Annotated in this window: 17 protein-coding genes; 9 read left to right on the plus strand and 8 right to left on the minus strand. The window is 56.1% G+C overall.

The features are described 5' to 3' along the window. Positions 1-36 precede the first annotated feature (36 nt). The 3 genes from L085_RS01495 to yjiA all read left to right on the plus strand — a co-directional run bounded on the left by L085_RS01495 (position 37) and on the right by yjiA (position 3,610). A complete protein-coding gene (locus L085_RS01495; RefSeq protein ID WP_044029804.1) occupies positions 37-2,217 on the plus strand; it encodes a carbon starvation CstA family protein in 2,181 nt (726 codons plus the stop codon). A gap of 214 nt (positions 2,218-2,431) precedes the next feature. Then, on the plus strand, positions 2,432-2,635 hold the full coding sequence (locus L085_RS01500; protein ID WP_004953088.1) for a YbdD/YjiX family protein: 204 nt from the start codon (positions 2,432-2,434) through the stop codon (positions 2,633-2,635). Between the two features lie 21 nt (positions 2,636-2,656). Beyond that, positions 2,657-3,610 carry a GTPase gene (gene yjiA / locus L085_RS01505; protein ID WP_044029808.1) on the plus strand — a complete coding sequence of 318 codons (954 nt, stop codon included), beginning with the start codon at positions 2,657-2,659 and terminating at the stop codon, positions 3,608-3,610. Between the two features lie 95 nt (positions 3,611-3,705). Here the strand turns inward: yjiA and L085_RS01510 are convergent, their stop codons facing one another. The 6 genes from L085_RS01510 to L085_RS01535 form a co-directional block, all read right to left on the minus strand. Next, complete coding sequence (locus L085_RS01510) at positions 3,706-5,103, minus strand: oligosaccharide flippase family protein (RefSeq protein ID WP_044029810.1); 1,398 nt, start codon at positions 5,101-5,103, stop codon at positions 3,706-3,708. Further along, entirely contained in the window at positions 5,100-6,230 is a 1,131-nt protein-coding gene (rffA, locus tag L085_RS01515; protein ID WP_015376484.1) for a dTDP-4-amino-4,6-dideoxygalactose transaminase, read from the minus strand. Before rffA ends, L085_RS01510 begins: the two co-directional genes overlap by 4 nt. 54 nt (positions 6,231-6,284) lie before the next feature. Next, on the minus strand, positions 6,285-7,334 hold the full coding sequence (locus L085_RS01520) for a TDP-N-acetylfucosamine:lipid II N-acetylfucosaminyltransferase (RefSeq protein ID WP_081835495.1): 1,050 nt from the start codon (positions 7,332-7,334) through the stop codon (positions 6,285-6,287). Positions 7,335-7,404: 70 nt separating this feature from the next. After that, positions 7,405-8,274, minus strand: a complete 870-nt coding sequence (rfbA, locus tag L085_RS01525) for a glucose-1-phosphate thymidylyltransferase RfbA (RefSeq protein WP_015376482.1) — start codon at positions 8,272-8,274, stop codon at positions 7,405-7,407. Between the two features lie 20 nt (positions 8,275-8,294). Beyond that, positions 8,295-9,359, minus strand: coding sequence for a dTDP-glucose 4,6-dehydratase (rffG, locus tag L085_RS01530; RefSeq protein WP_015376481.1), 1,065 nt, complete (start codon positions 9,357-9,359; stop codon positions 8,295-8,297). A 642-nt stretch (positions 9,360-10,001) separates the two neighbouring features. After that, positions 10,002-11,021, minus strand: coding sequence for a LacI family DNA-binding transcriptional regulator (locus tag L085_RS01535; protein WP_144240643.1), 1,020 nt, complete (start codon positions 11,019-11,021; stop codon positions 10,002-10,004). Positions 11,022-11,305: 284 nt separating this feature from the next. Here L085_RS01535 and ascF point away from each other — a divergent pair, with 284 nt between their 5' ends. Together ascF and L085_RS01545 are read left to right on the plus strand one after the other, a co-directional pair. Then, a complete protein-coding gene (ascF, locus tag L085_RS01540; RefSeq protein ID WP_044029817.1) occupies positions 11,306-12,748 on the plus strand; it encodes a PTS cellobiose/arbutin/salicin transporter subunit IIBC in 1,443 nt (480 codons plus the stop codon). A gap of 144 nt (positions 12,749-12,892) precedes the next feature. Continuing rightward, on the plus strand, positions 12,893-14,323 hold the full coding sequence (locus L085_RS01545) for a 6-phospho-beta-glucosidase (RefSeq protein ID WP_044029818.1): 1,431 nt from the start codon (positions 12,893-12,895) through the stop codon (positions 14,321-14,323). 15 nt (positions 14,324-14,338) lie between these two features. Here the strand turns inward: L085_RS01545 and L085_RS01550 are convergent, their stop codons facing one another. Together L085_RS01550 and L085_RS01555 are read right to left on the minus strand one after the other, a co-directional pair. Then, entirely contained in the window at positions 14,339-14,758 is a 420-nt protein-coding gene (locus tag L085_RS01550) for a putative T6SS immunity periplasmic lipoprotein (protein WP_044029819.1), read from the minus strand. A gap of 2 nt (positions 14,759-14,760) precedes the next feature. Then, positions 14,761-15,318: a hypothetical protein gene (locus tag L085_RS01555; protein ID WP_044029820.1), complete on the minus strand. Its 558-nt coding sequence runs from the start codon at positions 15,316-15,318 to the stop codon at positions 14,761-14,763. Between the two features lie 414 nt (positions 15,319-15,732). Between L085_RS01555 and L085_RS24275 the strand changes: the two genes are divergently transcribed. From L085_RS24275 to L085_RS01570, 4 genes are all read left to right on the plus strand, one after another. Next, the gene (locus tag L085_RS24275; RefSeq protein ID WP_071841594.1) at positions 15,733-15,975 is read left to right on the plus strand and encodes an ash family protein; all 243 of its coding nucleotides are present in this window, start codon (positions 15,733-15,735) and stop codon (positions 15,973-15,975) included. Then, the gene (locus tag L085_RS01560; protein WP_044029821.1) at positions 15,870-16,178 is read left to right on the plus strand and encodes a hypothetical protein; all 309 of its coding nucleotides are present in this window, start codon (positions 15,870-15,872) and stop codon (positions 16,176-16,178) included. The genes L085_RS24275 and L085_RS01560 overlap by 106 nt, the downstream gene beginning before the upstream one ends. Before the next feature lie 229 nt (positions 16,179-16,407). After that, positions 16,408-17,526: an HNH endonuclease signature motif containing protein gene (locus L085_RS01565; RefSeq protein ID WP_044029822.1), complete on the plus strand. Its 1,119-nt coding sequence runs from the start codon at positions 16,408-16,410 to the stop codon at positions 17,524-17,526. 166 nt (positions 17,527-17,692) lie between these two features. Beyond that, positions 17,693-18,664, plus strand: a complete 972-nt coding sequence (locus tag L085_RS01570; protein WP_044029823.1) for a 5'-nucleotidase — start codon at positions 17,693-17,695, stop codon at positions 18,662-18,664. Positions 18,665-18,750 lie beyond the last annotated feature (86 nt).

The following is an 18,750-nucleotide window of genomic DNA, read 5'->3' on the forward strand; positions in this document are numbered from 1 at the left end:
CATTCATATTTTGCAGACTGGAATTAAGGATACCTCATGAAACGAGAGGGGATTTTAAAGCACACTCCGTGGATGCTGCTGGGGATACTCGGCGCAGCCTGCCTCGGCGTGGTGGCGCTGCGCCGCGGCGAACACATCAGCGCGCTGTGGATCGTCGTCGCTTCGGTGGCGGTGTATCTGGTGGCCTACCGCTACTACAGCCTGTACATCGCCACCAGGGTGATGAAGCTGGACGCCGGCCGCGCCACACCGGCGGTGGTCAACAACGACGGCCTCAACTACGTGCCGACCAACAAGAACGTGCTGTTCGGCCACCACTTCGCCGCCATCGCCGGCGCCGGGCCGCTGGTGGGGCCGGTGCTGGCCGCGCAGGTCGGCTACCTGCCCGGCACGCTGTGGCTGCTGGGCGGCGTGGTGCTGGCGGGGGCGGTGCAGGACTTTATGGTGCTGTTCATCTCCTCGCGCCGCAACGGCGCCTCGCTCGGTGAGATCATCAAAAAAGAGATGGGGCCGATACCGGGCACCATCGCGCTGTTCGGCTGCTTCCTGATCATGATCATCATCCTGGCGGTGCTGGCGCTGATCGTGGTGAAAGCGCTGGCGGAAAGCCCGTGGGGCGTGTTCACCGTCTGCTCCACCGTGCCGATCGCGCTGTTTATGGGCATCTACATGCGCTACCTGCGCCCCGGCCGCGTAGGTGAAGTGTCAATCATCGGCATCGTGCTGCTGGTAGCCGCCATCTGGTTCGGCGGCGTGGTGGCACACGACCCGTACTGGGGCCCGGCGCTGACCTTTAAAGACACCACCATCACCTTCACGCTGATCGGCTACGCCTTTGTCTCCGCCCTGCTGCCGGTATGGCTGATCCTGGCACCGCGCGACTACCTGGCCACCTTCCTGAAAATCGGCGTGATCGTCGGGCTGGCGATCGGCATCGTGATCCTCAACCCTGAGCTGAAAATGCCGGCGGTGACCCAGTTCGTCGACGGCACCGGCCCGGTGTGGAAAGGCACCCTGTTCCCGTTCCTGTTCATCACCATCGCCTGCGGCGCGGTCTCCGGCTTCCACGCGCTGATCGCCTCCGGCACCACGCCGAAGCTGCTGGCCAATGAGACCGACGCGCGCTTTATCGGCTACGGCGCGATGCTGATGGAGTCCTTCGTCGCCATCATGGCGCTGGTGGCGGCTTCCATCATCGAGCCGGGCCTGTACTTCGCCATGAACACCCCGCCGGCGGCGCTGGGCATCACCATGCCGGATCTGCACCGCCTGGGCACCGAAGACGCGCCGATGATCATGGCTTCGCTGAAGGACGTGACCGTGCACGCGGCGGCGGCGGTCAGCTCCTGGGGCTTCGTCATCAGCCCGGAACAGATCCTGCAGACCGCCACCGACATCGGCGAACCTTCGGTGCTGAACCGCGCCGGCGGCGCGCCAACGCTGGCGGTGGGCATCGCCCACGTGTTCCACCAGATCATTCCGGGCGCCAACATGGGCTTCTGGTACCACTTCGGCATTCTGTTCGAGGCGCTGTTCATCCTGACCGCGCTGGACGCCGGCACCCGTTCCGGCCGCTTTATGCTGCAAGATCTGCTCGGCAACTTCGTGCCGTTCCTGAAGAAAACCGACTCGCTGGTGGCCGGCATCATCGGCACCGCCGGCTGCGTCGGGCTGTGGGGCTACCTGCTGTATCAGGGCGTGGTGGATCCGCTCGGCGGCGTGAAGAGCCTGTGGCCGCTGTTCGGCATCTCCAACCAGATGCTGGCCGCCGTGGCGCTGGTGTTGGGCACCGTGGTGCTGATTAAGATGAAGCGCGCGCAATACATCTGGGTGACCGTGCTGCCGGCGGTGTGGCTGCTGATCTGCACCACCTACGCGCTGGGCCTGAAGCTGTTCAGCGACAACCCGCAGCTGGAAGGCTTCTTCTTCCTGGCCGGCGAGTACAAACGCAAAATCGCCGAGGGCGGCGCCGAGCTGAGCGCCCAGCAGATCGCCAACATGAACCACATCGTGGTGAACAACTACACCAACGCCGGGCTGAGCATTCTGTTCCTGCTGGTGGTGTACAGCATCATCTTCTACGGGGTGAAAACCGCGCTGGCGGCGCACAAGAACCCGAAACGCACCGACCAGGAAACGCCTTACGTGCCGGTGCCGCAGGCCGCGCCCGCCGACGGCGTAACTGAGGGGGAGGTCAAAGTTTCGACCCAGCATTGATGTGATTTAACGGATACCCTGCATAATAAAATCAGTTATGCAGTACCGACATGAAAGTTAACCGGTACCCAAAGGATTTCGGGCCGCAGCAAGGCGGCAAGTGAGCGAATCCCCAGGAGCTTACTCAAGTAAGTGACTGGGGTTCGGGAGTGCAGCCAACACCGCTGCGGTTCGAAAGACGAAGGGTAAGCAGGGTATTTGGGAGTAAGAAACTATGTTCGGAAATCTTGGCCAGGCGGGAAAGTACCTCGGGCAGGCGGCGCGCATGTTGGTGGGCGTGCCTGACTACGATACCTACGTCCAGCACATGAAAGACAACCACCCGGACAAGCCGGTGATGACCTATAAAGAATTTTTCCGCGAGCGCCAGCAAGCGCGCTACGGCGGCGACGGCAAAGGCGGCATGCGCTGCTGTTAACCCGCAGTCACAAGGACCCGTATGAAACCCATTGCAGTCACCATCCTGACCGGCTTTTTGGGCGCCGGCAAAACCACCCTGCTGCGCCACATCCTGAACGCCGAACACGGCTATAAAATCGCGGTCATCGAGAACGAGTTCGGCGAAGTGCCGATCGACGACGCGCTGATCGGCGATCGCGCCAGCCGCATCACCACGTTGAGCAACGGCTGCATCTGCTGCAGCAAGTCCAACGAATTGGCGGACGCGCTGCTGGATCTGCTGGACGGCGTCGACAGCGGCCAGCTGACGTTCGATCGGCTGATCATCGAATGCACCGGCATGGCCGATCCCGGCCCGATTACCCAGACCTTTTTCTCGCACGAGATCCTGTGCGAGCGCTTCCTGCTGGACGGCATCATCACCCTGGTGGACGCGGCGCACGCCGAGCAGCAGCTGAGCCAGTTCAGCATCGCCCAGGCGCAGGTGGGCTACGCCGACCGCATCCTGTTGACCAAAACCGACGTGGCGCCGGACTGCGAGGCGCTGATCCAACGGCTGCAGCGGATGAACGCCCGCGCGCCGCTCTACCAGGTGACGCACGGCGATATCGATCTGAGTGTGCTGTTCGACATCGAAGGCTTTACGCTGAACGACAAGCTGAATCTGACGCCGCCCGCCCCGCTGTTCCACCGCATCCCGCAGCCGCAGAGCGACATCCGCTCGATCGTGGTGACGCTGGAACGGCCGCTGCCGCTGATGCAAATCTCCGAAGTGATGGAAGGCCTGCTGCTGGAATACACCGACAACCTGCTGCGCTACAAAGGCATTCTGTCCATCGAAGACGAGCCGCGCCGCCTGCTGTTCCAGGGCGTACAGCGGCTGTATAACGCCGACTGGGATCGGGAATGGCTGCCAGAGGAAGAGCGCAAGAGTACGCTGGTGTTTATCGGCGTGGATCTGCCGGAGGAGGAGATTCGGGGGCGGCTGCGTTGAGCAAGAGGAGACGTCAGCGAGATCGCGCTGTCATGATGAGAAGAAGAAATGGGGAAAACGGCGGCAACCCGCAACGGGTTGCCTGACCGAAAGCGTTATCGTTTGGCGAACGACTTAAGGAACCTGAGGTTCCTCACCAGCACCACGGCCAGTAAGACACCCCAATAGACAAACAGCTCATATTTCATTTTCTCGCCTGCCAGCGCTGAAACCGACGCCCCCGCCAGACAGAGGAAAGTGAAGAAATACATTTCAAAACGTGGCATGGTCTTCCAGCTGATAATCGAGAACTCCGTTCTCAGGATCAGAAATGCCCAGAAGGCCAGACAGGTGCTTACCGCCGCGCCACCGGCGCCGAAACGTGGCACCAGCAATGCATTAGCCACCACGTTGATGAGCAACGCGCTCAAGGAAGCCAGCATGGTGTAAGCGGTCTTTCTGCTCAGGCCGATGCCGACCGCCGTCGTTTCCGACAGTGTGAACAACAAAGGGAAACCCAGACTCGCAACCAGAATATATTTCACATTCACGTAATTAGCGGGCAAGACAAAGTCAACCAGCCAGGAAAAAAGCCCGCCCAGGCTGAACAGGCAAACCACGGCAATCAGCATGCACTGCGTGACCTTGGTTACCATCTGCTGTTCGCCGCCTTCGTTAGACTCCGCCAGCTTGTACACCATCGGCGCCCAAACGGTAGAGAACACACTTTGCAGGATGCTCGCCACGCCGGCGAAGCTAACCGCCACCGAGAAGATCGCCAGCTGTTCAAAGCCGGAATAGGCTCGCACGAACATCCTATCGACAGTGGTTAACCCCCAAAACGCCAACCCGCCCAAGATCAGCGGATAGCCGAACTTGAGCATCGCTTTCAGTTTGCCGTAGTCCAGCGAACTGCGCAGCGCGGCTATCCAATCCGCCCGGGAAGACCACATCAGCATCAGCGATACGGCGATAAAACCGACGGCGTTCGCCACCACCAACTGCATCAGCGTATGCTGGGTAAACAGAACATAGCACAGGCCGATGACGATCAGCGTCATCAGCTTGGGCATCAGTTGGCTGAGCGAAAACGCCATCCCCTTCTCCTGCATCCTGAGTATCAGGGACAAGAAACGGTTGATGAACGACGCCAAAAGAATCAACATGATAAGCCAGCTTATCGCCGTGTCTTTCTGTTCGAACAGCAACGCGGACAAACTGCCGGGGAACAGCAGGAACGCCGCACTGATGACTACGATCATCAGCAAGCCGGGGAAAGCGACGTTCTTCAACAGCTGCCCGCGATCGGTTTCACCGTGGTATTCCCGAACGTAAGCCTGATCAAGCCCCAAACTGAAAAACAGCACGCAGAAAGACACGGCCACATTCAGCATGCTGATTCGGCCTACGTCGTCCGCCGAAAACAGCCAGGTAATGACCGGCAGGGTCAACAACCCCAGCGCGGCATTACCGATCGGCCCGATGGCGAACGCCAGGATCTTGCGGGCGTTCACTCAAAGAACCTCACTACGCTTTCAATAACTTTATTCTGATCGGCATCGGTCATTTTGTAGTACAGCGGCAGGCGAACCAGTCTCTCGCTTTCGCGGGTGGTGTAGTTGTCTTCGCCAATGAAGGTGCCGAAGACCTTGCCCGCCGGCGCCGAGTGCAGCGGAATATAATGGAATACCGCCATCACGCCACAGGCCTTCAGGTGAGCGATGAACTGCGTTCTTTGCTCGATATCCTTCAGCTTCACATAGAACATATGCGCATTATGCTCGCAGTCCGCCGGGATGGTCGGCAACGTCAGCAGCCCTTTCTCCGCCAGCGGCGCAAAGCTCGCATAGTACTTGTGCCAGGTCGCCAGTCGGTTATCGTTAATCTCATCAGCCAGTTCCAACTGCCCCCACAGGCAAGCCGACTGCAGTTCACCCGGCAGGAAGCTGCTGCCGAAATCGACCCAGGTATATTTGTCCACCTGGCCGCGCAGGAACTGGCTGCGGTCGGTGCCCTTCTCACGCAGAATTTCGGCGCGTTTGATAAAGCGTTCGTCATTGATCACCAACGCGCCGCCTTCACCGCCGCTGGTGTAGTTTTTGGTTTCATGGAAGCTGAAAGCCGCCAGGTGACCTTTAACGCCAACGAAATCGCCTTTGTATTTGCTCATGACGCCCTGCGCGGCGTCTTCGACCACCAGCAGGTTATGCTGGTCGGCCAGGCGCATGATCGCATCCATATCGCAGGAGACGCCGGCGTAATGCACGGGCACAATGGCTTTGGTTTTATCGGTGATCGCCGCAGCCACCAGCGCTGCATCCATATTCATGGTTTCAGGGTGGATATCGACGAATTTGATTTTCGCGCCGCGCAACACGAAGGCATTGGCGGTACTGACGAAGGTGTAGCTTGGCATGATAACTTCGTCGCCCGGCTGGATATCGACCAGCAGCGCGGCGATCTCCAGCGCGGCGGTACAAGATGGGGTCAACAGCGCGTGTTTGCACCCCAGCTTGCTTTCAAACCATTTCTGGCACTGTTTGCCGAACGGGCCGTCGCCCGACAATTTCCCATTCTCCAACGCCGCATTGATATATTGAATTTCGTTGCCGGTTACCGGTGGTTTGTTGAACGGTATCATGTTATCCCTTGTTGTCGATTCTGAATGCATGCCGGGGCGATGTGCCGTGCGGCATCAGGAAGTAAAGACGGCCTTTAACTGCGCGGTAAGGTTCTCAGCGGAGAAATAGGCTTCGATTTTTTGCTCGTTGTCATGCTTTTCCGCCGCGCTCAGGCTGCGTAGCGAAAACGTTTGAAGATCCAATACCTGGATATTCTTTTCTTGAAAGAAGTCCCACTGCGTGGTGCCTGGATTCAAAAACACCGTTTTTTTCAGCCCCAGCAGGGAAATGGTGTTACCCATCGCCTGTTGGCGATGATGGTTGAACACCGCGATATCCACTTTCCCCAGCAGTGCCAGGTAGTGTTGGAAAGGCATAAAGTCGGTTAATGGTACAAATTTCTCGCCAAAGCGCCGCGTGCCTTCGGCCACCACTTCTGCCGCATAGCGTTTATTGCCGTAGGAGAGCGGTACGACGAGCTCAATATTCTCGTTTTTGTACGTTTCCAATATATCAAACGCGGAAAAATGATTGTTGGTTGGATCGGCAGAATTACCCAGCAGAATGGTGGTTTTACCGTCCTCGCCCGCCGCACGTTCATCGATGACGTTTTTCTTGTATACGTTGCTGGTATACAGCAGGCACTCATGCCACCGGCCGGCGCAGCCGTACCACTTTTTAGCCAACTCGTAATCGCCCTTGATGTAAGTGACAAAGTTGCCCATACGCTTAATGGCCGGGCGGCGGAGAAGCTCTGTCAGGCGCCATTTGAAGTTACGCTTGCCGATTTGGTATTGGTAAAGGTCACCACCCCATATGAACCAATAGCACTTTTTTAATACCCAAGGGGTCAACAGCAGCAACAGCGCCATCTTGATGCCGTGGAAGCTGTGCAGAATCACCCGATCGTGACGTTGAATGGCCTTCATCAACTTCAACGTCGGCTTGACGTTACCAAACAGATCCGCCCCGAGATAGTGAACGTTATCCGCCGGCGGCAAAGCGAAACGCACCTTATCGCCATAGACCCAAAACGTGTGTTCATCGGGATCGAATTTCTCATTCACAAATTCAATGAATGAAGGAATAAATTTATCCAGAGGACAAATATGTACAGTGCTCATATCCGCTCTATATGCAGGTTCGTCCAGTGCCCCGCCACGCTCCGGGTGTTCAAAGCACGGCGGGCCGGGGTTATTTTTCCGCGATCAGCTGCGACAGATACTGGCCATACAGCGTTTTGCCGAGCAGCTTGGCTTCGGTGGCCAGTTGCTCACGCGTCAACCAGCCTTTTCGGTAGGCGATCTCTTCCAGACAAGCGACCTTGAAGCCCTGACGTTTCTCAATAGTGTGTATAAACTGAGAGGCCTCGATCAAACTGTCGTGCGTGCCGGTGTCCAGCCAGGCGAAACCGCGCCCCAGCAGCTCGACGTTCAGCGTGCCGCGCTCCAGATACATCTGGTTGAGCGTGGTGATTTCCAGCTCACCGCGCGCCGACGGCTTCACCTGCTTGGCCATCTCAACCACGTGATGGTCATAGAAATAAAGCCCGGTGACCGCCCAGTTGGATTTCGGCACGGCCGGTTTTTCTTCCAGCGACAACGCGCGGAAGTTATCGTCGAACTCCACCACGCCGAAACGTTCAGGGTCCATCACCTGATAGCCGAAAACCGTCGCCCCTTCGCTGCGCTTCACCACCGACTCCAGCTTGTTGCCGAAGCCCTGGCCGAAGTGAATGTTGTCGCCAAGCACCAGTGCGCAGCTGTCACCGCCGATGAACGCTTCGCCAATGAGGAAGGCCTGCGCCAGGCCGTCCGGGCTCGGCTGAATTTCATAACTCAGATTGATGCCGAAACGGCTGCCGTCACCCAGCAAGCGCTTGAAGGAGGGCATATCTTCCGGAGTGGAGATGATCAGGATATCCCGAATGCCCGCCAGCATCAGCACCGAGATCGGGTAATAGACCATCGGCTTATCGTAAATCGGCAGCAACTGCTTGGAAACGCCGCGCGTGATGGGATAGAGACGCGTGCCGGAACCGCCCGCTAAAACAATGCCTTTCATTCTTCTTCCTTAAAAATCGATTAACGGGTCAAACCCAGACGCTCGCCGGCATAGGAGCCGTCTTTCACCCGGCTCCACCAGGCTTCGTTCGCCAGATACCATTCCACGGTTTTGCGAATGCCGCTTTCAAAGGTCTCTTGCGGCTTCCACCCCAACTCCGCATCGATCTTGGCGGCGTCGATCGCATAGCGCATATCGTGGCCCGGGCGATCGGTCACAAAGGTGATGAGATCCGCATAATGCGCGATATCACCCGGTTTGTGCGGCACCAGCTCATCCAGCAGTGCGCAAATGGTTTGCACCACTTCGATATTTTTGCGCTCGTTGTGACCACCGATATTATAGGTTTCCCCCACCGCGCCTTCGGTGACCACCTTATACAGCGCCCGCGCATGATCTTCTACATATAACCAGTCGCGCACCTGCGCGCCGTTGCCGTATACCGGCAGCGGCTTGCCTTCCAGCGCGTTCAGGATCGTCAGCGGGATCAGCTTTTCCGGGAAATGGTAAGGGCCATAGTTGTTCGAACAATTGGTGACAACGGTCGGTAAACCGTAGGTGCGCAACCAGGCGCGCACCAGGTGATCGCTGGCCGCTTTGGAGGCGGAATACGGGCTGCTTGGCGCATAAGGCGTAGTTTCGGTAAACAGATCGTCGGTGCCGTGCAGATCGCCGTACACCTCGTCGGTGGAGATGTGATGGAAACGGAACGCCTGCTTGCGCTCGGCGTCCAAGGCGTGCCAATACTGGCGAGCCGCCTCCAGTAAGGTGTAGGTGCCGACGATGTTGGTTTCGATAAAGGCGGCCGGGCCGTCAATAGAACGATCGACGTGGCTTTCGGCGGCCAGGTGCATCACCGCATCGGGCTGAAAGGCGGCGAACACGCGATCCAACGCCTGACGGTCGCAAATATCGACCTGCTCGAAGGAGTAACGATCGCTATCGGCGATCGGCGCCAGGGATTCGAGGTTACCGGCATAGGTCAGGCTATCCAGCACCAAAATGTGATCAGCGGTATCATTGATAATATGGCGGGCAACGGCCGAGCCAATAAACCCGGCACCGCCGGTAACGATAATTTTCATAGAATCCTCTAAAATACGCCGTGGTCATTTCATCGCCACATTGTTTTACATGCGCATAAAACGGCTAAAGGCTTTTTCCTGGGTAAACACCCTGCCGGTAATCGAATAACAACATTCCCACCACGCCGCCGCGAGCAAGCCCCTAAAACCAACAGAGCTGCATCGCAGCTCTGTTGGTTTTAGGTCGGCACGCAACCGTCGTGTTCGGATATTGTCGCCGGAAACGTCGGATGGCTACGCTACCGCCCTTGGCTCACAGACGCCAATCTCTGGTGGTCGCTCGGGTATTGCCGCCGGACGGCGACATGCTCAGGCCATTCATCCGCAGGGCCGCAAGGCTGGCCAGTGAAACCGTTCACCGACGCAACGCCGGAAGCCATGCCGAGACAGAAGAAAGCGCGATGCTTTCAACCGCTAAAGGCGGGTGGGAACGGCCAAACTTTCGGGGGATAACATAACGTATAGCGGCTCGAAAGAGCAGTCTTGGGGCGCTCTTTCAGATTATTACTCAGGGTGGTAAGGGGAGCGACTGACACGCCGTCGCGAAAAGTCATGGCTATGGGGTGACGGCGCTGCGCCGGGTGATAACGGCTTGTACGGCCAACCTACGCCTTCACAAACCACATGGACGCATTGCCGAGCTCAACTTCGCTCGTACGGCCCCGCCGCCACCGACTCACGCTCGATCAGGCTGGCCGGGAAGCTGGGGCGCTTGCTCAGTTCGCCGCCGTCCAGCATCGACAGCAGGCGATTGATGGTCTCCTGGATCATCTCGGTGACCGGCATCTTCATGCTCGACAGCGACGGCACGGTATAGGGCGCCAGCGGGATGTCGTCGAAGCCGATGACCGATACCGCCTCCGGCACTGCCACGCCGCGCTCCGCCAGCCGCTTCATCGCGCCGATGGCCATTTCGTCGTTGCCGGCGACGATGGCGCTGAACGGCTGCCCGCCGGCCAGCAGCGCATCGACCGCCGCCACGCCGCTTTGCGCGTGCCATTTCCCTTCAACGATCAATGCCTCGTTAACCACAATGCCCTGCTGCACCAGCGCGGATTTGTAGCCGGAAAGCCGCTCCAGCCCGGTGGGGGAATCGAGCGAGCCGGTGATAAAGGCGATGTCGCGATGGCCGCGCGCGATCAGGTGCGCCACCGCCGCCGCGCCGGCGGCGTGCTGATCGCTGAAGATGCAGTAGCTGTCGTTCAGCCGCAGCCGCCGGTTGATCACCAGAATCGGCTGGCGGTGTTGGGAGACGATCTCGTCCATTTCCGCGATCGACAGAAAACGCGGATAGATGATCACCCCGTCGCAGCGCAGATCCAGCAAAAACTGAATGGCGGCCCGCTCCTCTTCGGCGGTGTGCTTGCCGTCCGCCAGGATCAGTTGGCGGCCGTTCGCCTCCATGATGCGCGCCGACTGCGCCATCAGTTCGCTGAAATAGTTACCGCTGTAGAGGGTATTGGTGACCACCAGGCCGAGGGTTTGGGTGGTGTTGGTCGCCAGGCTGCGCGCCAGCAGGTTGGGCCGATAGCCGGTTTCCGCGATGGCTTTATCCACCAACGCGCGTTTCTCCTCGCTGACATAGCCGCTGCCGGACAAAACGCGCGACACCGTCGCCTTTGAAACGCCGGCCTTTTTCGCCACCTCGAGTATCGTTGCCATCTGTGCGCCGCCAAAATCCATGGGTTCAGCGCAGTCTACCCAAGACGCCCGGCGTTTGGAACGCTTTCGCGCCCCTGCGCGTTGGCACTCACTTATCCCTGACGATCCAGATCACGAAAACGAAACGCCAAAAATCGTAGTTCTTGCCAACTACAAAAAGCCAATACATGATTTTGTGAAACCGGTTTCTTATGGGCGTTTCATACGAATGGAACGACGGATCGCCCAGGCAGTAAATATTCGCCTTTGGGCTATCCGAATTGCTATCTGAGAGACGACACGCCATGCCGAAGAACTACGCAGAGATCTCGCACGCCATCGTGGCCGCCCTGGGCGGCACGGGCAATATCGAGGCCGTGACCCACTGCATGACCCGCCTGAGATTCGTGGTGAAAGACAAAGCGCGGATCGACACGCCGGCGCTGAAGGCCATCAACGGCGTGCTGGGCGTGGTGCTCAGCGGCGAGCAGTGCCAGGTGATCATCGGCAACGAGGTGGCCAAGGCCTATCAGGCGGTGCTGGCGCTCGGCATGCCGGGCGCAGCATCCCCCGCCGCCCCGGAGAAACGCAAGCTCACCCTGAAGGGCATCGGCGCCGGCATTCTCGACGCGCTGGTGGGCACCATGTCGCCCCTGATCCCCGCCATCATCGGCGGCTCGATGGTGAAGCTGCTGGCGATGATCCTGGACATGGCCGGGGTATTCGAGAAAGGCTCCTCGACCCTCGTCATCCTCAACGTGATCGGCGACGGCGCGTTCTTCTTCCTGCCGGTGATGGTCGCCGCCTCGGCGGCGCTGAAGTTCAAAACCAACATGTCATTGGCGATCGCCATCGCCGGGGTGCTGGTGCATCCCAACTTTATCGATCTGATGGCCAAGGCGGCGCAGGGCCAGACGGTGGAATTCGCCTTCATCCCGGTGACGGCGGTGAAATACACCTACACGGTGATCCCGGCGCTGGTGATGACCTGGATCCTGTCGCACATCGAACGCGGGGTGGATCGCATCACCCCGGCGGTGACCAAGAACTTCCTCAAGCCGATGCTGATCGTGCTGATCGCCGCGCCGATCGCCATTCTGCTTATCGGGCCGCTCGGCATCTGGATCGGCAGCGGCATCTCTGCGCTGGTGTACACCGTGCACGGCTACCTGGGCTGGCTTTCCGTGGCCATCATGGGGGCGATTTGGCCGCTGCTGGTGATCACCGGCATGCACCGGGTATTTACCCCGACCATCATCCAGACCATCGCCGAGACCGGCAAAGAGGGCATGGTGATGCCTTCGGAGATCGGCGCCAATCTGTCGCTCGGCGGCGCTTCGCTGGCGGTGGCGCTGAAAACCAAGAACCGCGAGCTGCGCCAGACCGCGCTGGCCGCCGCCGCCTCCGCCATCGTGGCGGGGATTTCCGAACCGGCGCTGTACGGCGTGGCGGTGCGCCTGAAGCGGCCGCTGGTCGCCAGCCTGATCAGCGGCTTCGTCTGCGGCGCGGTCGCCGGCATCGGCGGGCTGGCCAGCCATTCGATGGCCTCGCCCGGGCTGTTCACCAGCGTGCAGTTCTTCGATCCGGCCAACCCGATGAGCATCGTGTGGGTGGTGGCGGTGATGGCGCTCTCGGTGGTGCTGTCGTTCGCGCTCACGCTGATGCTGGGCTTCGAGGATCTGCCGGAAAACGCCGCCGCGCCCGGCCAAACCGCACCGGCGGCGAACGCCGCCGGTGCAACGCATTAACGTATATTTATACCCTAAATAATTGGAGCGGCATCAAGGCGGCAAGAGAGCGAATCCCGATGAGCTTACACAAGTAAGTGATTCGGGTGAGTGAACGCAGCCAACACGGATGCAGCTTCAAGTATGACGGGTATTGAGGATTGCATGTCCGATTCAACATTCCCTAAAGGATTTTTATGGGGCGGCGCTTTAGCCGCCAACCAGGCGGAAGGCGGCTATCGCGAGGGCGGCAAAGGGCTGACCACCGTCGATATGATCCCGCACGGCGCCAACCGCATGGCGGTCAAACTCGGGCTGGAGAAGCGCTTTAGCCTGCGCGACGACGAATTTTATCCCAGCCATGACGCCATCGATTTCTACCACCGCTACCGCGACGACATCGCGCTGATGGCGGAGATGGGCTTTACCGTGTTCCGCACCTCCATCGCCTGGAGCCGCATCTACCCCAACGGCGACGAGCTGACGCCCAACGCCGAAGGCATCGCCTTCTACCGCAGCCTGTTCGAAGAGTGCCGCCAATACGGCATCGAGCCGCTGGTGACCCTGTGCCATTTCGACGTGCCGATGCACCTGGTGACCGAATACGGCTCCTGGCGCAGCCGCAGGATGGTGGAGTTCTTCACCCGCTACGCCCGCACTTGCTTCGAGGCCTTCGACGGGCTGGTGAAATACTGGCTGACCTTCAACGAGATCAACATCCTGCTGCACAGCCCGTTCTCCGGCGCCGGGCTGGTGTTTGAAGCGGACGAAAACCCCGAACAGGTGAAATACCAGGCCGCGCACCACGAACTGGTGGCCAGCGCGCTGGCGACGCGCATCGCCCATGAAGTGAACCCCGCCAACCAGGTAGGCTGCATGCTGGCCGGCGGCAACTTCTACCCGTGGTCCAGCAAGCCGGAAGACGTGTGGGCCGCGCTGGAGAAAGACCGCGAGAACCTGTTCTTTATCGACGTGCAGGCGCGCGGCGCTTACCCCTCCTACGCTGCCCGCGTCTTCCGTGAGAAAGACGTCAGCATCGTCATGGAACCGGAAGACGCCGACATCCTGAAGCACACCGTCGACTTCGTCTCCTTTAGCTACTACGCCTCGCGCTGCGCCTCCGCCGACATGAACGACAACAACAGCAGCGCCGCCAACGTGGTGAAATCGCTGGCGAACCCGCACCTGCCGCGCAGCGACTGGGGCTGGGGCATCGATCCGCTGGGGCTGCGCATCACCATGAACATGATGTACGACCGCTACCAAAAGCCGCTGTTCCTGGTGGAAAACGGCCTGGGCGCACACGACGAGTTCAATGCAGCAGGCGAGATTGAGGACGACTACCGCATCAGCTACCTGCGCGAACACATCCGCGCCATGGCCGACGCCATCGCCGACGGCGTGCCGGTGCTGGGTTACACCACCTGGGGCTGCATCGACCTGGTGGCCGCCTCGACCGGCGAAATGAGCAAGCGCTACGGCTTTGTCTACGTCGACCGCGACGACCAGGGCAACGGCACCCTCGCCCGCACCCGCAAGAAATCGTTCTGGTGGTATAAGAAAGTGATTGCCAGCAATGGGGGGGATTTGGGGTAGGTTGGGGCGGTGGGGTTAGCGTGGGATGCGGAGGGCTTCCAACCTAAGTTGATTGCCTTCCTGCAGCACAACGAATTCGGCGACGAATTCACGCGCAGAGGGAAACTCGCCCGCCTGCTGTTTCTTGATGGAGACCAGCTTCGCGGAGAAATGGTATTGCTGCCCCGGCGTAAATACATAGCCCTCATCAGGAACGCACTGATTGGGGGCAATATCCCGCAGCGGCTCGAAGAATTTGAACGTGCGGCTCTGCGCCTCATTCAATCGGTAGATCGAGATGCCTGCGAGCTTTTCGTCTCCCTGCGGCTGAACGGTGATGCATACTTTGCCCTCACGCAGGTTGGCGGTGGCGGGATAGTCTACGGGGATACGATCGCCTATCGACGGACAGCCTGCGAGCAGGAAGGGAAATGCGAGGGGGAAGATCCGTTTCATGATTACCTCTGACGTAAAAACTCGGCTAAAACCTGCTCGTACTGTAGACGAATTCTATTGTTTTGGGGACCCGTGTAATTCACAAAACGCCCAATACCATATGCCCAAGCATCATAGCCATATTGTATTAACAACCAATAATCGGCAACGATACAAGCTTGTTGTTCCAAAGAGTACTTTGTGAGCGTCTTATTAGCGTCCAACCTATAAGTGTAATTAGCTGCCCAACTAAAGGCACCTCTGAGGCGGACCCACTGCCCATGCTGATGCTGCCAAACATGGGCAAGCTCATGAATAAAGAAATGTTGTTTTGCGTAATTATTTACCTTAGAGAAATCAGCCAGGTATTCCTCCTCTCGGAAATATATCTCGCCGTTGGGCGACATACCAACATGCTTACCTTGTAAACCAAAGGGTAAGTAACTATCGCAACGAATCCATACACGGTTGTAGACGATCGACTTACCGAAAACACGTCGAGCCATGGCTATTTCACCCAACGTCATAAGCCGTAATGTTCCCTCTTTCACTTGTTGGCCTTTCTGTTCTTTCGTAAGCATGAGCCAAATTCCCTATGACCATTTTAAATCGAAATCTTAGCGACTACTTCTCAGCCAGTCTAGATTATATTTACTTATTTATAAAACAATGAAAAACCTCATGACAAATTCACTTCTTGAATTTATTTACCACCCTTGAAATAATAATTCAAATAAAGACATTCAGAACAAGAGAATATAAATAAGATGAGCATTCATAGAATCAATAGTTAAATTGTACAACTAATTAACTGCGATACTCATTCCATATTAGACATGAAATAGCCTGTAATTCCATACAGGTTATTTGTTCCTTTTACTGATAACGCTATAGTTTTCCTGCTGCGGCAAAATCCGCAGCCGGAGTTAGCGTTCCGAACACTTACACAAGGCAGCATTATGTATATAATGTTGGGGCTTTAAACATCCAGAATTATGGTGGCCCAAGTGGGGGCTTCGCAAGAAGCGCCGGTTTCCTTCGTGTCCGGTAACGCTAACTCCGCTTGGGCTACCACCATGGGTTTAGCGTCTCATGTGGTAGTACGCATACTACACACTAAGGATAAAGACACATGGAAAATGTCGCCATCACCGAAAACACCACAAGTACCCTTACCCTCTATCGCCAACTGTTTAACCACCTCGATCTCAGCGCTTTTAATCCCTCAGAACTCTTAGACCTGGCCGCACTCTCTGCCGAGCAAGCGGAAGGTCTGTGCCACGGCCTAATGCTGTTCGGCCACTTGCTGCAAAAACACCCACAGCTGGATGCCCAAGACTGGGAGCAAATTAATCACTATCTCAACGCCACAGCGCATCAGGTTCCTGCGCTGTGTAATCTTTATGGGCGGGCGTTGCGGGAGATGGAAGCCTGCGGCTAACGTAAATGGCAATCAGGGCGATGCTCATCGCCCTTCCCACCCACGATTTCCAATAGATCTGACTGACATATCACAACAAAAACATTCATCAAGGTAGGCATTTCCTCCCCTACCTGGCATAGTTAACGCATTCGGTAAATCGATGAGTTAACTGCTGGGTATTGATGCATACTGCTCTCGTCAGCAAGCACATTGCTCAGAGGCTACTCGGCAATGTGAGGGAGTGGTTTTGGCAACTGCAATAGAGGCGTTATCTTCAAAAGAATCCGTTTTAAAAGCCATCGAAGAATATAAAAAATTTGGCCGAGATGAATTCTTAAAACAACATAAAATTAAGCGATTTAGAAAATTCACCCTTCATTATAATGGCGAAAAGTACGACATCCGAGGCATTGCCGCTAGAGCATACAATAAGCAGCATGGTTATCCGTTTAAGGGAATCAACGCCGATAGCGGAACGGAAAAAGCCATCCAATTTCTCAAAGACTTCGGTTTTGAGATCGTCGAAACACCGCATCCTTTTGAGATACTGGAAAAAGACGAAGTTTATAAACGTAAATACCTCCACGACCTCTATGGAGGGCAAGAACAGGGCGGAATATCGACACCTATAGAATTCCCCGTGATCTTCATTTTCACCGGCGAGACTGGCGAAACTCATGGGTACAAAGATGGATGGTCTAACAACGACCACTTCTCCTACACGGGAGAAGGCCAGAAAGGTAACATGCAGTTTACCAAAGGCAATAAAGATATCCGCGACCATAAAGAGAATGGTAAGGATATACTTTTATTTGAATATAACAAAAAACGTACGGGCGTGAAATTTGCTGGGCTATTTGAGTGTGATTCATGGAACTACGCTGAATGTAAAGATACCCAAGAAAACATGAGGCAAGGGATAATTTTCAATCTATTCCGTGTATCTTCTGCTCAAGATTCTGCTCATGAGATTATCTCATCTGAAGTAGGCCAGAAGGAGGAGAGTTTAGAACAGTTGCGCGCAAAGGCTATAAAGTCTTCAGAGATATCAGGCCAGCGCCAACAGAGCGACAGCAAAAAATCCTGGTTCAAACGCAGCGAAGACGTAAAAAAATACGTGCTCAAGCGCGCCAATGGCATCTGCGAAGCCTGCGATCAGCCGGCACCATTCAAGAAAAGGAACGGCGAGCCCTACCTTGAACCCCATCACACCAAGCGCCTAGCCGACGAAGGCCCCGATCACCCGCAGTGGGTGGGCGCCATCTGCCCAACTTGCCATCGGCGGATTCATAGTGGGGTGGATGGGAAAGAGGTGAATAAGCAACTGATGGTGAAGTTGGAGTTGAAAGAGGTCAATTTTAAATAGCTATCGTTAAAAACCATCCGACTAGGGGTGTTTCGAAGGTGATATTTAAAGAGATGAGTCTAGAATTCTTGAACGCAGAACATTTCGTTCTCGTACGTATGAAAAAATCCGCAGTGTGAACGATACCTTTGTTAATGGCATGAGTGGATTTTAATAGGAGAGTAAAATGGCATTAGATCTGAGTAATACTTTGGTTATTGGTATAAGTGCTACCGCACTGTTTGATATGAGTGAATCAGATCGTATGTTTCAAGAGACATCGCTAACAGACCCCGACAGTGCAATTGAGCAATATCGTGCCTATATGCTAAAGCACGAAAATGAACCACTTAAACCTGGGACTGGCTATCCACTAATCAAAGCATTACTCGGGCTAAACCAGTATAAACAGGCCGAGGATAAATCACCGTTAGTAGAAGTCGTTGTTATGTCTCGTAATAGCCCAGAGACAGGTATTCGCGTATTAAACACCATCCGCCACGATAAGCTGGACATCTCACGCTCGGCATTCACAGCTGGAGAAACGGTTGCAGATTATTTAGATGCATTTGATGTGGACCTCTTTCTGACTACAAATGTTGCTGATGCGCAGAAGGTAATTGACTCTTGTTTCTGTGCGGCAGCTATTTTGAAAGATCCTCCTGCAGATTCTCCAGAGATCCCTGACGGCCAGGTCAGAATTGCCTTTGATGGGGATGCCGTACTTTTTTCAGACGAGAGTGAATTGGTCTATAAAAAACAAGGGATGGAAGCATTCCACGCTCAAGAGAATGCACAGCAAGATATTCCTATGGGGGAAGGTCCGTATGCTACATTGCTCAAGAAATTGGCAAAACTTCAAGAGCGTCTACCAATAAGAGTGGAATACTCCCCAATCCGTATTGCTTTAGTCACAGCAAGAAATTCCCCATCAGAAATGAGAGTGATTAAAACGCTACGTAACTGGGGCGTTTATGTTGACGAAGCGTTTTTTCTCGGTGGAGTTGGAAAAGATAAAGTTTTAAAAGCGTTCAGACCACACATTTTCTTTGATGATCAAGATGTTCATTTGGATGCAGCAGCAAAGCTTGTGCCTTCAGGTAAAGTGCCTTATGCAAGAAATTCTGGACTCTATTTAGCTGCAGATAAGAAGAGTTGATATTGTAATTGCTCACCAAGCTGTTAGCCGCTAGTAAATTATACATAGCTGGGGCCCCAACATCTGGGGCAACATAATCGTCCTTT

The sequence above is a fragment of the Serratia sp. FS14 genome (assembly GCF_000695995.1).
Lineage (GTDB): Bacteria > Pseudomonadota > Gammaproteobacteria > Enterobacterales > Enterobacteriaceae > Serratia > Serratia nematodiphila.

What these genes read in the sequence shown, in the direction of transcription:
- L085_RS01495 (WP_044029804.1), top strand. Translation starts at nt 37, where the DNA reads ATGAAACGAGAGGGGATTTTAAAGCACACTCCGTGGATGCTGCTGGGG.
- L085_RS01500 (WP_004953088.1), top strand. Translation starts at nt 2,432, where the DNA reads ATGTTCGGAAATCTTGGCCAGGCGGGAAAGTACCTCGGGCAGGCGGCG.
- yjiA (WP_044029808.1), top strand. Translation starts at nt 2,657, where the DNA reads ATGAAACCCATTGCAGTCACCATCCTGACCGGCTTTTTGGGCGCCGGC.
- rffA (WP_015376484.1), bottom strand. Translation starts at nt 6,230, where the DNA reads ATGATACCGTTCAACAAACCACCGGTAACCGGCAACGAAATTCAATAT.
- L085_RS01520 (WP_081835495.1), bottom strand. Translation starts at nt 7,334, where the DNA reads ATGAGCACTGTACATATTTGTCCTCTGGATAAATTTATTCCTTCATTC.
- rfbA (WP_015376482.1), bottom strand. Translation starts at nt 8,274, where the DNA reads ATGAAAGGCATTGTTTTAGCGGGCGGTTCCGGCACGCGTCTCTATCCC.
- rffG (WP_015376481.1), bottom strand. Translation starts at nt 9,359, where the DNA reads ATGAAAATTATCGTTACCGGCGGTGCCGGGTTTATTGGCTCGGCCGTT.
- L085_RS01535 (WP_144240643.1), bottom strand. Translation starts at nt 11,021, where the DNA reads ATGGCAACGATACTCGAGGTGGCGAAAAAGGCCGGCGTTTCAAAGGCG.
- ascF (WP_044029817.1), top strand. Translation starts at nt 11,306, where the DNA reads ATGCCGAAGAACTACGCAGAGATCTCGCACGCCATCGTGGCCGCCCTG.
- L085_RS01545 (WP_044029818.1), top strand. Translation starts at nt 12,893, where the DNA reads ATGTCCGATTCAACATTCCCTAAAGGATTTTTATGGGGCGGCGCTTTA.
- L085_RS01550 (WP_044029819.1), bottom strand. Translation starts at nt 14,758, where the DNA reads ATGAAACGGATCTTCCCCCTCGCATTTCCCTTCCTGCTCGCAGGCTGT.
- L085_RS01555 (WP_044029820.1), bottom strand. Translation starts at nt 15,318, where the DNA reads ATGCTTACGAAAGAACAGAAAGGCCAACAAGTGAAAGAGGGAACATTA.
- L085_RS24275 (WP_071841594.1), top strand. Translation starts at nt 15,733, where the DNA reads ATGGTGGCCCAAGTGGGGGCTTCGCAAGAAGCGCCGGTTTCCTTCGTG.
- L085_RS01560 (WP_044029821.1), top strand. Translation starts at nt 15,870, where the DNA reads ATGGAAAATGTCGCCATCACCGAAAACACCACAAGTACCCTTACCCTC.
- L085_RS01570 (WP_044029823.1), top strand. Translation starts at nt 17,693, where the DNA reads ATGGCATTAGATCTGAGTAATACTTTGGTTATTGGTATAAGTGCTACC.